General features: G+C 66.4%; 15 protein-coding genes. 8 read left to right on the top strand and 7 right to left on the bottom strand.

Features of this window, described 5'->3' with window-relative positions:
• Window positions 1-49 precede the first annotated feature (49 nt).
• On the top strand, window positions 50-466 hold the full coding sequence (locus tag JVX91_RS05640) for a hypothetical protein (RefSeq protein WP_205338379.1): 417 nt from the start codon (window positions 50-52) through the stop codon (window positions 464-466).
• A gap of 48 nt (window positions 467-514) precedes the next feature.
• Entirely contained in the window at window positions 515-943 is a 429-nt protein-coding gene (locus JVX91_RS05635) for a hypothetical protein (protein ID WP_205338378.1), read from the top strand.
• Window positions 944-1,268: 325 nt separating this feature from the next.
• Here JVX91_RS05635 and JVX91_RS05630 read toward each other — a convergent pair whose 3' ends face one another.
• From JVX91_RS05630 to JVX91_RS05615, 4 genes are all read right to left on the bottom strand, one after another.
• Window positions 1,269-1,505 carry a DUF1161 domain-containing protein gene (locus tag JVX91_RS05630; RefSeq protein WP_205339938.1) on the bottom strand — a complete coding sequence of 79 codons (237 nt, stop codon included), beginning with the start codon at window positions 1,503-1,505 and terminating at the stop codon, window positions 1,269-1,271.
• Window positions 1,506-1,596: 91 nt separating this feature from the next.
• On the bottom strand, window positions 1,597-2,019 hold the full coding sequence (locus JVX91_RS05625; protein WP_205338377.1) for an OsmC family protein: 423 nt from the start codon (window positions 2,017-2,019) through the stop codon (window positions 1,597-1,599).
• A 170-nt stretch (window positions 2,020-2,189) separates the two neighbouring features.
• The gene (locus JVX91_RS05620) at window positions 2,190-2,411 is read right to left on the bottom strand and encodes a DUF1161 domain-containing protein (protein ID WP_205338376.1); all 222 of its coding nucleotides are present in this window, start codon (window positions 2,409-2,411) and stop codon (window positions 2,190-2,192) included.
• Between the two features lie 134 nt (window positions 2,412-2,545).
• Complete coding sequence (locus JVX91_RS05615) at window positions 2,546-2,761, bottom strand: dodecin (RefSeq protein WP_017518905.1); 216 nt, start codon at window positions 2,759-2,761, stop codon at window positions 2,546-2,548.
• A gap of 166 nt (window positions 2,762-2,927) precedes the next feature.
• On the opposite strand from JVX91_RS05615, the gene JVX91_RS05610 reads away from it, so the two are divergent.
• The 3 genes from JVX91_RS05610 to JVX91_RS05600 all read left to right on the top strand — a co-directional run bounded on the left by JVX91_RS05610 (window position 2,928) and on the right by JVX91_RS05600 (window position 6,874).
• A complete protein-coding gene (locus JVX91_RS05610) occupies window positions 2,928-3,434 on the top strand; it encodes a sigma-70 family RNA polymerase sigma factor (RefSeq protein ID WP_240201703.1) in 507 nt (168 codons plus the stop codon).
• Complete coding sequence (locus JVX91_RS05605; RefSeq protein WP_205338374.1) at window positions 3,431-4,381, top strand: FecR family protein; 951 nt, start codon at window positions 3,431-3,433, stop codon at window positions 4,379-4,381. The genes JVX91_RS05610 and JVX91_RS05605 overlap by 4 nt, the downstream gene beginning before the upstream one ends.
• Before the next feature lie 96 nt (window positions 4,382-4,477).
• Entirely contained in the window at window positions 4,478-6,874 is a 2,397-nt protein-coding gene (locus tag JVX91_RS05600) for a TonB-dependent siderophore receptor (RefSeq protein WP_205338373.1), read from the top strand.
• A gap of 7 nt (window positions 6,875-6,881) precedes the next feature.
• On the opposite strand, the gene JVX91_RS05595 is transcribed toward JVX91_RS05600, so the two are convergent.
• On the bottom strand, window positions 6,882-7,769 hold the full coding sequence (locus JVX91_RS05595) for a LysR family transcriptional regulator (RefSeq protein WP_205338372.1): 888 nt from the start codon (window positions 7,767-7,769) through the stop codon (window positions 6,882-6,884).
• Window positions 7,770-8,073: 304 nt separating this feature from the next.
• Between JVX91_RS05595 and trpB the strand changes: the two genes are divergently transcribed.
• Both trpB and trpA read left to right on the top strand, forming a co-directional pair.
• A complete protein-coding gene (gene trpB / locus JVX91_RS05590) occupies window positions 8,074-9,282 on the top strand; it encodes a tryptophan synthase subunit beta (RefSeq protein ID WP_205338371.1) in 1,209 nt (402 codons plus the stop codon).
• Window positions 9,279-10,085 (top strand): tryptophan synthase subunit alpha, encoded by an 807-nt coding sequence (gene trpA, locus JVX91_RS05585; protein WP_205338370.1) that lies wholly within the window; start codon window positions 9,279-9,281, stop codon window positions 10,083-10,085. Before trpB ends, trpA begins: the two co-directional genes overlap by 4 nt.
• A gap of 287 nt (window positions 10,086-10,372) precedes the next feature.
• On the opposite strand, the gene JVX91_RS05580 is transcribed toward trpA, so the two are convergent.
• Complete coding sequence (locus JVX91_RS05580; protein ID WP_205338369.1) at window positions 10,373-11,884, bottom strand: YdgA family protein; 1,512 nt, start codon at window positions 11,882-11,884, stop codon at window positions 10,373-10,375.
• 198 nt (window positions 11,885-12,082) lie between these two features.
• Here JVX91_RS05580 and JVX91_RS05575 point away from each other — a divergent pair, with 198 nt between their 5' ends.
• A complete protein-coding gene (locus JVX91_RS05575) occupies window positions 12,083-12,463 on the top strand; it encodes a VOC family protein (protein ID WP_205339937.1) in 381 nt (126 codons plus the stop codon).
• 394 nt (window positions 12,464-12,857) lie between these two features.
• Here the strand turns inward: JVX91_RS05575 and JVX91_RS05570 are convergent, their stop codons facing one another.
• Window positions 12,858-13,799, bottom strand: a complete 942-nt coding sequence (locus JVX91_RS05570) for an AraC family transcriptional regulator (RefSeq protein WP_205338368.1) — start codon at window positions 13,797-13,799, stop codon at window positions 12,858-12,860.
• Between the last annotated feature and the right edge of the window lie 307 nt (window positions 13,800-14,106).

Raw genomic sequence — 14,106 nt, 5'->3', positions numbered from 1 at the left:
AGCGCCTGGTCCGCCCGCTGCCGCCCCTTTCTGACCAGGAGCCACACCGATGCGCACCCTCCTCATTCCTGCCGGACTACTCGCCCTGAGCGGCTGTTCCATGCTGATGCCCCAGCCGGACCCGAACCGCGCCTGGGTCGACCTGGACACCAATAGCCAGAGCGACCTGGCGGCGATGCAGGTGGACAGCAAGGACTGGTCCAGCACGCGCTACTTCGAAGTCGACCCCGGCTCCCACGAGTTGCGCGTGCGCTTCCAGTTCCAGGTCGAGCCGGTGGACATCGGCCCGGTGGACGAGGCGCTGTGGCGCGATTGCGAGATGACGGTGCAGTACAAGGATTTCAGCGCCGGCCAGCGCTACCGCCTGGAGACCGGCAGCATCGGCTTCCGCCCCTGGGCCAAGCTCTACAACGCCCAGGGCGGCGAGATCGCCCGTGGCCGCGAACGGGGTTGCGACCACGCCTGACGTCGCGGGGTTTATGCTGTGGAGTGAACTCACTCACGGTGGATCCCCATGCGCCCGCGCTACCTGCTGCTGACGCTCGCCCTGCTGGGCGGCTGCGCCAGCCCGCTGCCTCCCCACGATCCGCAGATGGCGTGGGTCGATCTCTACACCACGCCGGGCAAGACCCTGATGGCCGAGCGCCTGGACGGCAAGCCAGTGAACGACGGCCGCTTCTACCAGGTGACGCCGGGCCGGCATGAGCTGGTGGTGCGCTTCCAGTACGAGATTCCCAGCGGCGGCGGCATGGGCGCGATGAGCGACCCTTCGGAGCTGACCTGCCGGGTCAAGGTGACCTACGACGACTTCGCCGCTGGCCAGCGCTACCAACTGGAACTGCGCCCGCAGCTACGCAGCGCCCTGGCGCTGCTGACCGACGCCAACGGCACGCTGGTGGCGAAAACGGATTTCCAGGGCGCGGTGAGTTGCGGGCCGTTCTAGCGGAATCGCAGGCTTCGTGGGAGCGACTGTCTTTCTTGGGAAGCCCGTGCCGATGCTTTCCCCTCACCCCAGCCCTCTCCCAAGGGGAGAGGGAGCCGTTCGGCGCTTTGGGGATGTTTCTGAATCAGCCGGCGAACGCCGAATGAGCAGCTCGCTCAGGACAGTCCCCTCTCCCCCTGGGAGAGGGTCAGGGTGAGGGCCGACCCAAACGCAGAAGCATCTCGTAGGAGCGGACCTTGTCCGCGAAGCTTCCCACACGCGCCGGAAGCCAATCGCGGATAGAGCCCGCTCCTACGCGGAAATCAAACACGGCGTAAGGGGAAACTCAGCCGTCGTTCTTCTGATAGATGATCCGCCGTTTACCGCTGTCGCAGGTGCCAACCACCATGTTCGGGTCCTTCACCTCGGCCTTGTCCACGATCTCCAGGGTATAGGACGTCACGCCTGCGGCCTGGATCTTGGTCTCGATCTCGGCCTTGAGCTCCTCGCAGGGCTTCACTGCCGCCCAACTCGCGCCGCTCGCCAGCAGGAGCGCCGCACCGGTCGCCACGGCCCACTTCATCGTCGTCATCACATTCCCTCGTCAGAGCCCCACGACGGGGCACCCTATCCTAACGGTGGACCTCCATCGCAGGACAGAGTGCCGCGCGGGCTCATTCGAGGCTGGCGTCGAGGGTGATGCGCGCATTGAGCACCCGCGAGACCGGGCAGCCGGCCTTGGCCTTGTCGGCGATGGCCTGGAAGGTCTGCGCATCGGTGCCCGGCACCTTGGCCTTCAGGGTCAGGTGCACGGCAGTGATGGTGAAGCCATCGGTGAGTTTTTCCAGGCTGACTTCGGCCTTCGTGTCGATGCTTTCGGCGGTCAGGCCTTCCTCGCCCAGCATCATCGACAGCGCCATGGAGAAGCAGCCGGCGTGGGCCGCGCCGATCAGCTCCTCGGGGTTGGTACCCGGCTTGTCCTCGAAGCGCGTGTTGAAGCCGTAGGGCTGTTCCTTCAGCGCGCCACTTTCAGTGGAAATCGTGCCCTTGCCATCCTTCAGGCCACCCTGCCAGTGAGCCGATGCCGATTTTTTCATGTCGCGTCCTCCGCGTGGGTTGCTGTCAGGACGTTCGAGGCTGCGCAGGCCGGGAGGGTTCAGCTTTTCGCGCGCGGCGTCCGTCCGTGCAGGAGCGGTCCAGCCGAATTGCAACCATGAAAAAGGCCGGGCCCCTCGCGGGTGCCCGGCCTGCCGGCGTTCGCCGGGAATCACTTCGAATAGACGATTTCCTTGGTGCCGCCTTCACAGGTGCCGACGACTTGCTTGCCGCCTGCGCTGCCCTTGTCGACGATCTCCAGGTTGAACGAGGCGACGCCTTTGGCCTTGATCTTCGCCTCGATCTCCGATTTCAGCTCTTCGCACGGCTTGCCGGCGGCCATTACGTTGCCGGCCAGGGCGAAAACCCCCACAGCGATCAGGAACTTCTTCATCGGTAACGCTCCCTCGTCGTTCACAGGAAAAGGCCCGAACGGGCCGGAAAACCGGGATACCCCGGTGCGCACATCCACGCGCCGCACCAGCATGGCCGAAGCGCGTTACAAAAAAGCCGCGTGGCAAAAAAGACCTAGCTGTTGGCAATCCTGAAACCGACCTTGATGGTCACCTGGTAGTGGCCCACCGCGCCGTTCTCGATGTGCCCACGGGTGTCCACCACCTCGAACCATTCCAGGAAATCGATGCTCTTGGCCGCTTCGGCCAGGGCGTTGTTGATCGCGTCCTCGATGCTGGTGCGCGAGGAGCCGACCAGCTCGATCTTCTTGTAGGTGTGGTGATTCGACATCGCGTGCTCCCAGGCGCGCTCCATGGCGCGCGGTGAGTGAGTGTCCCCTGTTGGACCCTAGACGATGGGCACAAGTGCAGCAAATTGCCGGTAGCGGCGAATTGCCGTCTCTTCATGAAAATGTATAATGCGAAGCATTCTTATTTAACTTCCAGGGATGGTCTCCGTGACCGGCTCACTTTCCAGCAAGCTGGGGTTCTTCTTCAGCGACCACCACCGCTGGCTGCTGCAGCACGTGCAGCGCTACCTGGAAAACCGCGCCGACAGCGAGGACACCGCCGCCGAGGCGTTCTGCCAGATGCTCGCCGCCCGCGTGGACCCGCAGACCATCGAGCAGCCGCGCGCCTACCTCTCCACCATCGCCCGCCGGCTGATCTACGACCGCCATCGGCGCCGCCGCCTGGAGCGCGCCTACCTGGATTACCTGGCCTTGCAGCCGGAAGCGCTGGAGCCCTCGCCGGAAGACCGCGCGCTGATGCTCGAAGCCTTGCTGCTGGTGGACCGCACCCTGGACGGCCTGCCGCAGGTGGTCCGCCGCGCCTTCCTGCTCAGCCAGCTCGACGGCCTGGGCTACGCCGAGATCGGCCGGCGCCTGGATGTCAGCGAACGCACCGTGGGCCGCTACATGAAGCAGGCGCTGCGGCAGATCTACCTCAACGAGCTGGTGCCATGAGCGACGTACAGCTGGATACCGCTGGCGAGCAGGCCATCGACTGGATGGTGCGGCTGCGTTCGGGTCATGCCGATGCGCGGCTGCAACGCCAGCTGCAGGCCTGGCTGAACAGCGATCCAGCCCATGCCGACGCCTGGGCGCGGCTGCAACGCGGCCTGGGTGCGCCCTATGACAACCTGCGGCGCATGCCCGGCGCCGCCGACCTGCTGTTGCACCAGCACAGCACGCGGCGCCAGTTGCTACGCAGCATGGCCGGCCTCGGCCTGCTGGGTGGCGGGCTGTGGCTGACCGCCAGCAGCGCGCCGGTGCGTGACCTGCTTGCCGACCTGCGTACCGGTACGGGTGAGCGCCGCGATTTCTACCTGAACGATGGCAGCCGCCTGAGCCTGAATGCCGGCAGCGCCGTGGACCTTTCCTTCGATGCGAACCAGCGCCTGATCCTCCTGCGCCGGGGCGAACTGGTGATCCAGGTGGCGCCGGACGCGCAACGTCCGTTGATCGTCCGCAGCGCCCAGGGTGAGGCCCGCGCGCTGGGCACGCGCTTCCTGGTCAGCCAGGAAGAACACGCCACCCGCGTGGTGGTGCTGGAGCATTCAGTGAGGGTCAGCCTGGCGAGCCTGGACGAATGGCGCGACCTCGCAGAAGGCGATGCCGCGTTGCTCGACGCAGGCTCCATCCGCCCGCTGCGGGACCAGGCGTCCCGCGCCGACTGGCTGCGCGGTCAGCTCAGCGTCACCGACGAGCCGCTGGACGCCGTGGTCGATGCCTTGCGGCCGTACCTGCCCGGCTATGTCCGCGTCGAACCGCGTGCGCGCAGCCTGCGCGTGCAGGGAGTCTTCCCCCTGGACCGCCCCGAGCACGCCCTGGCCGCGCTGCAGGAAACCCTGCCGCTGGAGATTCGCCGCTTCGGCCCCTGGCTGACGCTGGTCAGCCTGCGCGAGGGCTGACATGCCCTGCGCGGAAAAAAACTTCACGGTGGCTGTCCGGTTTTTCCCCGTCATCGCACCTAGCTCCTGAATACGACTTATTCTCAGGAGAGAAACGTGCCTTCACCCTGGCCCCGCGCCCTCGTCACCGCCCTCGCTCTGGCCGTCGCCAGCCCGCAACTGCTGGCCGCGCAAACCCTGCACTTCGACCTGCCCGCCGCCAGCCTGGGCACCACGCTGAACGCCATCGCCCGGCAGAGCGGCGAGGTGATCTCGCTCGACCCGGCCCTGGTACGCGGCCACCAGGCACCCGCCATCAGTGGCGAGCTGAGCGTGGAGGAGGCGCTGCAACGCGCCCTGTCGCGCAGCAACCTGCAACTCAAAGTCACCGCCAGCGGCGCCTACAGTGTGGAACCGGCGACCACTGGCAGCGCGCTGGAAATGGACAGCACCACGGTGACCGGCCAGGGCCTGGACGCTACCACCGAGGGCAGCGGTTCCTACGCCGCGCGGGCCACCACCATCGGCAAGGGCGAGCACGCTCTGAAAGACATCCCGCAGTCCGTCACCGTGATCACCCGCAAGCAACTGGACGACCAGGACATCACCGACCTGCGCGATGCGGTCAACCACACCACCGGTCTGGTCGGCGCCACCGGTATCGGCCCGGGCATGGTGATTTCCTCGCGCGGCTTCCAGATCGACGACTGGCAGTACGACGGCGTGCCGGTCCCGCGCAATACCTACGTGCTGGGCAACTGGGCGAACCAGGACCTGGTGTTCTTCGACCGCGTGGAAATCCTCCGTGGCGCCTCCGGCCTGTTGCAGGGCGCCGGCAGCCCCGGCGGCGCCATCAACCTGGTGCGCAAGCGCGGGCAGAACACCCCTACCGCCACCTTCACCGGCAAGGCGGGATCATGGGACCACTACGGCCTGCAGGCCGATGTGGGCGGCCCGTTGAACGACAGCGGCACGATTCGCGGGCGCATGGTGGCCGACCAGGACGACACCCACTCCTTCACCGACTACGTGTGGAGCAAGACCACCTCGCTGTATGGCGCGCTGGACTTCGACCTGAGCCCGGACACCACGGTCGGCATCGGCTTCAGCGATTCCGACCTGGACTCGCGCCCGATGATGCGCGGCCTTCCACGCTATCCGGACGGCAGCGACATCGGCTTCTCGCGCTCCACCTACAGCGGTGCGACCTGGAACAGCAACGACATCGAGCAGACCACCGTCTACGCCGACCTGACGCACCGCTTCGATGACAATTGGAAATTCAAAGCCGCCGCCGTGCGCATGCGCGAACACAACGACTCGACCCACCAGCGCATGCACGGGGATGTGCAGCCCGATGGCAGCGGGCTGAACTTCGCCGACTGGATCACCAACTTCGAGTCCACCAGGATCGGCCTGGACATGTACCTCGACGGCAAATTCGAGGCGTTCTCGCTGGAGCAGGAACTGATCCTCGGCGGCAACTACTCCAAGTACACCACGGACGACTTCTACGCGCGGCGCTTCGTCCCCGGCGGCAACATCTTCGACATCGATCACCACCGCCCCAAGCCGAGCCTGGACGACATCCTCTCCTCGCCGGGCGGACGCTCCGTCAACGCCGACTACGACATCCGCCAGAAGGGCCTGTACAGCAGTTGGCGGGTGAAGCTCGCCGAGCCGCTGACCGCCGTCGTCGGTGGCCGGGTGAGCTGGTACGACTACGCCTACAACCTGCCGGACGACGACTACACCGACAGCATGACCGAGACCGGCGAAGTCACGCCGTACTTCGGCCTGGTCTACGCGCTGACGCCCGAATGGTCGGCCTACGCCAGCTATACCGACGTGTTCGAACCGCAGAGCGCACGCGATGCGCAGCAGAAGATGCTCGAACCGGTGATCGGCACCAACTACGAGGTAGGCCTGAAGGGCGAGCTGCTGGATGGCCGGGTGAATACCTCGCTGGCGGTGTTCCGCTACGACCAGAAGAACCGCGCGGTGCTCGACGAGTCCTCTGGCTACGCCTGCGACGGCTGGTACTGCTCCACCGCCTCCGGCAAGGTGCGCAGCCAGGGCATCGAGGCCGAGGTGAGCGGCGAGGTGCTGCGCGACCTGCAACTGTTCGCCGGCTACACCTACAACACCACCAAGTTCCTCGACGACCCGGAGAACAAGGGCCGCGTGTTCAGCCAGTGGACGCCCAAGCACATGCTGCGGATGTGGGCCGACTACCAGCTGCCGGGCGACTGGAATCGCGTCAGCACGGGCCTTGGCTTCGTCACCCAGAGCCACACCGTGAGCTTCGACCGCGAGTTCGACGTGCCCGGTTTCACCGTCTGGAGCGCGCGCCTGGGCTATCGCCTGACGCCGGAAGTCGAGCTGGCGGTGAACGCCAACAACCTGTTCGACAAGCGCTACTACCTGCCCGGTTACGCGGCGGCCGATGGCGCCAACAACTTCGGCGACCCGCGCAACCTGATGTTCAGCGTGAAATACACGCCGGAGTTCTGAGGCACGCTCAGCCCAGTTCCTGGCGCAGCCATTGCGCCAGGCGCTCGGCGCGCGGATCGGCGCGGCGCTCGGGCACCCACAGCGCGAGCCGCGCGGTGGTCTCGACGAAGCCCCAGGGCGCGGCCAGGCGGCCGGCTGCGAGATCGTCTGCGACCAGTTGCTGCGGCGCGATGGCCACGCCCAGCCCGGCCACCGCGGCTTCCAGCAGGTAATAGAGGTGCTCGAAACCCTGGCCGAGCTTCAGCCGCGATGGCTCAAGACCGTGGCGTGCCGCCCACTCCGGCCACGCTTGCGGACGCGAGACAGTGTGCAGCAGCGATTCGCCCAGCAGCGCCTCGGCCGGAGCCGAACTCAACTGCTCGAAGCGCGGTGAGCGCGGGCTGAGTACCGGGCCGATGCGCTCCACCGCCAGTTCCAGCACGCGCATGTCCGCAGGCCACGGCGGCGCGGCGAAGCACAGGGTGGCATCGAGGCCGCCACGCCGTGGATCGAGGTCGCCATCGCTGGCGGAAAGCTGCAGACGCAGGTCGGGCAGGTCACGGTTCAGGCGGTCCAGGCGCGGGATGAACCAGCGCGCCAGCAGACTGCCGGGGCAACCGAGGACGAACGGCGCGTCACCGCCAGCCTGGCGGCGCAGCTCGGCGCAGACACTGCGCAGGCGCTCGAAGGATTCGCTGGCCACTTCGCTCAGGCGTACGCCGGCATCGGTGAGTTTTACGCCGCGTCCTTCCTTGACGAACAGGGTGACGCCCAGTTCTTCCTCCAGCAGGCGGATCTGCCGGCTGATCGCCCCGTGGGTGACACTCAGCTCATCCGCCGCTGCGCTCACGCCGCGCAGGCGGGCAGCAGCTTCGAAGGCGCGCAGGGCATTGAGGGGCGGAAGGTCGCGGCTCATGGCATTCAACCTGTGAGTTTTTCTGACATGTCATAGCGATCTTATCGCTTTTCCCCGTCATCACACAGCCGTATCCTGAGTGCCATTCGTAGGCGCCGCGCCGCCATGGTCCGCCCCTACAAGATCAGAGCCCCTCTCCCTAACCCTCTCCCGCAAGCGGGAGAGGGGACCGTTCGGTGCAGGATGAAACCTTGGTATCAGCCGGCACATACGGCTCCCTCTCCCTTCAGGGAGAGGGCTGGGGAGAGGGGAAGCCCAGACACAATGTCTCGGAAAGAGGCAGGTTCCAACCAGGAGTGATCCCATGTCCACACTGCGCACCGGTCCAGACGCCAAGGGCCTGTTCGGCCACTTCGGCGGCCAGTACGTCGCCGAGACCCTGATGCCGCTGATCCACGACCTGGCCCGCGAGTACGAGAAGGCCAAGGACGATCCGGAGTTCCAGAAGGAGCTTGCCTACTTCCAGCGCGACTACGTCGGTCGCCCGAGCCCGCTGTACTTCGCCGAGCGCCTGACCGAGCACTGCGGCGGCGCGAAGATCTACTTGAAGCGCGAAGAGCTGAACCACACCGGCGCGCACAAGATCAACAACTGCATCGGCCAGATCCTCCTGGCCAAGCGCATGGGCAAGAAACGCATCATCGCCGAGACCGGCGCCGGCATGCATGGCGTGGCCACCGCCACCGTGGCCGCGCGCTTCGGCATGGAATGCGTGATCTTCATGGGCACCACCGACATCGATCGGCAGCAGGCCAACGTATTCCGCATGAAACTGCTCGGCGCCGAAGTGATCCCGGTCGTCTCCGGCACCGGCACCCTGAAGGACGCGATGAACGAAGCCCTGCGCGACTGGGTGACCAACGTCCACAACACCTTCTACCTGATCGGCACCGTGGCTGGCCCGCACCCGTACCCGGCGATGGTCCGCGACTTCCAGGCGGTGATCGGCAAGGAAACCCGCGAGCAGCTGGCTGAGAAGGAAGGGCGCCTGCCCGATTCGCTGGTCGCCTGCATCGGCGGCGGCTCCAACGCCATGGGCCTGTTCCACCCGTTCCTCGATGACGCCAGCGTCAAGATCATCGGCGTCGAAGCCGCCGGCCACGGCATCGAGACCGGCAAGCACGCAGCCAGCCTGAACGGCGGCGTACCCGGAGTGCTGCACGGCAACCGTACCTTCCTGCTGCAGGACGAGGACGGCCAGATCATCGACGCGCACTCCATTTCCGCCGGCCTGGACTACCCCGGCATCGGCCCGGAACACGCGTGGCTGCATGACATCGGCCGCGTCGAGTACACCTCGATCACCGATCACGAAGCCCTCGACGCGTTCCACCAGTGCTGCCGCCTGGAAGGCATCATCCCGGCGCTGGAGTCCTCCCACGCCCTGGCCGAAGTCTTCAAGCGCGCGCCGAACCTGCCCAAGGACCACATCATGGTGGTGAACCTGTCCGGTCGTGGCGACAAGGACATGCAGACCGTCATGCACCACATGCAACAGGAGCCGCAAGCATGAGCCGCCTGCAGACCCGCTTCGCCGAACTCAAGCAGCAGAACCGCGCCGCCCTGGTGACCTTCATCACCGCCGGCGACCCGGGCTACTCCACCTCGCTGGACATCCTCAAGGGCCTGCCCGAAGCCGGCGCCGACGTGATCGAGCTGGGCATGCCGTTCACCGACCCGATGGCCGACGGCCCGGCGATCCAGCTGGCCAATATCCGCGCCCTGGGCAACGGCCAGAACCTGGCCAAGACGCTGAAGATGGTCCGCGAATTCCGCGCCGGCAACGACACCACGCCGCTGGTGCTGATGGGCTACTTCAACCCCATCCACTACTACGGCGTGGACAAGTTCATCGCCGACGCGAAGGAAGCCGGCGTCGACGGCCTGATCGTCGTGGACCTGCCGCCGGAGCACAACGAAGACCTCTGCCACCCGGCCCAGGCCGCGGGCATCGACTTCATCCGCCTGACCACCCCGACCACCGACGACAAGCGCTTGCCGACCGTGCTCGATGGCAGCTCGGGCTTCGTCTACTACGTCTCGGTAGCCGGCGTGACCGGCGCCGGCGCGGCGACCCTGGAACACGTCGAGGAAGCCGTGGCGCGCCTGCGCCGCCATACCGACCTGCCGGTCTCCATCGGCTTCGGCATCCGCACCGCCGAACACGCGGCGAGCATCGCGCGCCTGGCCGACGGTGTGGTGGTAGGTTCGGCGCTGATCGACAAGATCGCCGAAGCGACCAGCTCCGCCGATGCGGTGCAGGGCGTACTCGGCCTGTGTCGTCAGCTGGCCGAAGGTGTGCGCAACGCTCGCTGAATCCGCGGTGCCGCTCTTGGCACCCTCTCCCTAACCCTGGCTGCGCGCCCCGCTCCGAAGGGAGAGGGGACCGGATCGGAGCGGAGCGTCGCCACAGTTCCATTCTGGAATCGACGCATCAGAATCACTTGAATCCCGCGCTTCACACGAATACGCCCTCTCCCTTCGGAGCGGGGCGCGCAGCCAGGGCAGGGGAGAAGGGAAGCTTTCGCACCGAAACTCCCGTGAACACCACATGCATAAAAAAGCCCGGCGAATGCCGGGCTTTTTTTCGTTCCAGGCGCGGCTTACTCCACGCTTTCTTCCTGCGGCTCTTCCTCGGCACCGGCAGCAGCGCCGCCGCCCAGGCCCAGGCCTTGTGCGGAGCCCATGGCGAAGGCCATGAACTCCGGCACGCTCATGTCCTTGCCGTTGAACTTCACCTGGTCGTTGGCGTAGGCCAGCGAGCTGGACAGGGCATTGCCATCGAGCACGGCCCACTGCGAGTTCAGGGCCATGCCGCTGAACAGATCAGTCATGGCGTCGGACTGCTGCTTGAGCGCCACCGGGTCGACGCTGCCAGCGGCCTCGCCACCCAGGGAACCTTGCAGCGCGACGATGTCGCCGATCACCGCCTTGTCCACCTTCAGGTCAGCCTTGAGCGCGGCCAGGATGCTGCGGGCCATCTCGTCCGGGGTGGCAGCGGCGGCATTGGGCTTGCGCAGGTCGACCGAGAAGGACGCCTTGGCCACGCCATGGGCGGTCTGCAGGGACAGCTCGTCCAGCGACAGCACCGGCGAGCCTTCCAGCAGGGCCAGGCCGAGCTTCTTCAGTTCCTCTTCCTGCTCGGGCTTCAGCTCGGTGCTTTCCAGGCTGTCCAGGGCCATCTTGTTGTAGGACTCCTTGAAGGTCTTGAGCACGCCCTCGTCGAGGTTGCGCAGGCTCAGGTCCAGCTTCACGCCGCCGATTTCCTGGCCCTGCACCACGACCTTGCCGACGCGGTAGGAGACGCTCTGGTCCAGGCCCTTGCCGCCTTGCTTGAGGGTTTCCTCGACGACGGCGTCGCGCAGTTCGACTTCCGGGGAGCCCGGCGACTTGATGCTCAGGCTCTTGATGGTGGCGGAGCTGGGGCCCAGGGCGAAGCCATTGGCGTTCTCCTTCTTGTCGCCCTGCATGCCCAGGTCGCGCAGTTGCACGCGCGCCGGCTGGCCGCTGTTCTCGTCGGTGAAGTCCAGGTCCACCTCGGCGAGGTTACCGACGGCGCTGACGTCCTTCTTGTCGCCGGACACGTTGAAAGTGATCTTGGCGGGGGACAGGCGAACCTTGTCGCTTTCCTTGGCGAATTCCAGGGCGGCGGTTTCGATCACGCCGTCCTGCTTCTGGTCGTAATGGAGGGTCAGCTCGCCGAACAGCGGCGCCTTGCCGCCAGCGGCGGTGAACAGCGGAGCGGTGAGTTCGTTCTGCTCCAGGGCGAAATGGCTCTGCGCCATGACCGGCGCCAGCTTGCCGGCCGCCAGGCGCGAGGCCGGGAAGGGACCGTGCTCGAGGCGATCGGTGAAGACCAGGGTCTGCGGCGCCTCGCCGTCCTTCGCGGCGAAGGTGACGTTGTAGCGCGCGGTGCTGGAGAACAGGCCACGCTGGATGTCCACCAGGGTGAGGCTGGCGCCCAGGCCCGGCGCTTCCTGCTTGAGCAGCTCATTAGCCTGGGCGATGCCGCTGTTCACTTCCTGCTCGACGCGGGTACCGGTGTACCAGGCGCCGGCAACGGCGGCGCCGACGATGGCGACGGGAATAGCGATGGCCAGTGCGGTCTTCTTCATGCGGATTCCTTTCGAGTGCGGCCGTACGGGGGACGTCCTGTCGACCGTTATTTGAGGGTTGGCGGCCGCATGCTAGCAGGCGTAATGCTATCGCTCCAGCGCCAGCAGCGAACGACTTCACAGCGCCAGCATTGACCGCCAGGGCACGGCTGGCAGGATAGGGCGATCCCCACCCGGACGAAGCCCACCGCCATGGCCCTGCTGCACAGCCTCCACCACGTCGCCCTGATCTGCTCGGACTACGCGCGCTCGAAACACTTCTATACCCGGGTGCTCGGCCTGGCGGTGATCGCCGAGACCTATCGCGAAGCCCGCGACTCCTGGAAGCTCGACCTGGCGTTGGGCGATATCCAGCTGGAACTGTTCTCCTTCCCCGGCGCGCCGCCACGGCCTTCCTATCCCGAGGCGCAGGGACTGCGCCATTTGGCCTTCGCCGTGGACGATCTCGAAGCCGCCGTCGCGCATCTGCAAAACCATGGCGTGGCGTGTGAGCCGATCCGCGAGGACGAGCTGACCGGCAAGCGCTTTACCTTCTTCGCCGACCCGGATGAGTTGCCGTTGGAGCTTTACGAGCGCTGATTGCCGGCTTTGGGTGCCTGGGCATGCCCTCACCCTAACCCTCTCCCAGAGGGAGAGGGGACTGTCCCGAGTGTCTTGAAAGCTCGGGGCCCGCCGGCTGGCTCCGTCGTTTCATCGCACGCCGAACGCCCCCTCTCCCTGAGGGAGAGAGGACTGTCCCAAGTGTCTTGAAAGCTCGGAGCCCGCCGGCTGGCTCCGTCGTTTCATCGCACGCCGAACGCCCCCTCTCCCTCAGGGAGAGGGCTGGGGTGAGGGGGAAATTCAACGCGCCAATGCCCAGCTGAATCACCCGTAGGAGCGGACTCTGTCCGCGATGTGTAACCGGCCGGCTCGGAGCGCCCGGAAATCGATCGCGGACGAAGTCCGCTCCTACGCGAGCTTTCTGGCCTGCGGATTACGCCGGCACGGCCTCGCTGTCCAAGGCACCGCGCAGGCTCGCCAGGTCGCGCAGCGGCGGCGCGCCGAACAGGCGGCTGTATTCGCGGCTGAACTGCGACGGGCTCTCGTAGCCGACGCGATGCCCGGCCACTGCCACTTCCAGCCCCTCGGAGAGCAGCAGCCGCCGCGCTTCCTGCAGGCGCAGCTGCTTCTGGTATTGCAGCGGGCTCAGGGCGGTCACTTCCTTGAACCGGTGGTGCAGGGTGGACACGCTGAGGTTCACCTCGCGGGCCAGGTCCTCGATGCGCAGGGACTTGTCGTAGTTGCGGTTGAGCCACTCGATGGCACGGGTGACGCGGTGGGTCTGGCTGTCGGTCATCGCCAGGTCGTGCAGCAGGTGGCCCTGCGGGCCGCGCAGCAGGCGATAGAGGATCTCGCGGACGAACAGCGGCGCGAGCATGTCGATGTCGCGCGGCGTATCCAGCAGGCGCATCAGGCGCAGCAGGGCGTCGAGCACCGTACAGTCCAGACGCTGCAGGTAGATGCCCCGGCTGGCCGGGCGCGGCGCGCTGCCGGCGAGGCCAGCCTCGGCGATCAGCCGGGTCAGCTCGCCGGGGTCGATGTCCAGGCGGATGGACAGGTAGGGCTTCTCCGGCGAAGCCTCGATCACCTGGCCGGATACCGGCAGCGTCACCGACACCACCAGCAGGTTGAGTTCGTCGTAGCGATACACCTCGCTGCCCAGGCGTACTTCCTTGCAGCCCTGGGCGATCACGCACAGGGCGGGGCGATAGAGGGTCGGCATGCGGCCCTCGTGGGGGCAGTCGCTGCGACCGACCAGCAGGGAATCGATGGCGGTCTCGAAGACACCTTCACCTTGGCAGTGGCGCTGGATGATGTCGGCCAGCTCCTGGCGGCCGGCGGCAATGGGATCGTAGGCGGGAACGGACTGGGACATGCACAGGACCTCCAGTGGCGGCGCTCGAAGCTTACGCCCACGGCGCAGCGCCCAGTGTGTCAGTAAGGCAGCCGCTGGAGGATCAGGCAAGCAATCGGCAGGAATGGACAAGCCGCAGCGCTATCCACGCGCGCACCGTGGCGGTGCATGGACCGGAAACGGCCTGTTACAGAGGTTGGCGAAACTGCCGCAGGATCAGGCAAGAAGGCGGCAGCATCTGGATAACGCCCGAGCCTGGCGGGGCCGTACGCTTGCTGTCAGTCGTCCGAGGAGCCACTTCGGACTTCTTCGGCGTAACGCGGAGGAC

Source organism: Pseudomonas sp. PDNC002 (assembly GCF_016919445.1).
GTDB lineage: Bacteria > Pseudomonadota > Gammaproteobacteria > Pseudomonadales > Pseudomonadaceae > Pseudomonas.
The sequence above is the reverse complement of the archived record's forward strand: the minus strand, read 5'-3'. Positions and strand labels throughout refer to the sequence as shown.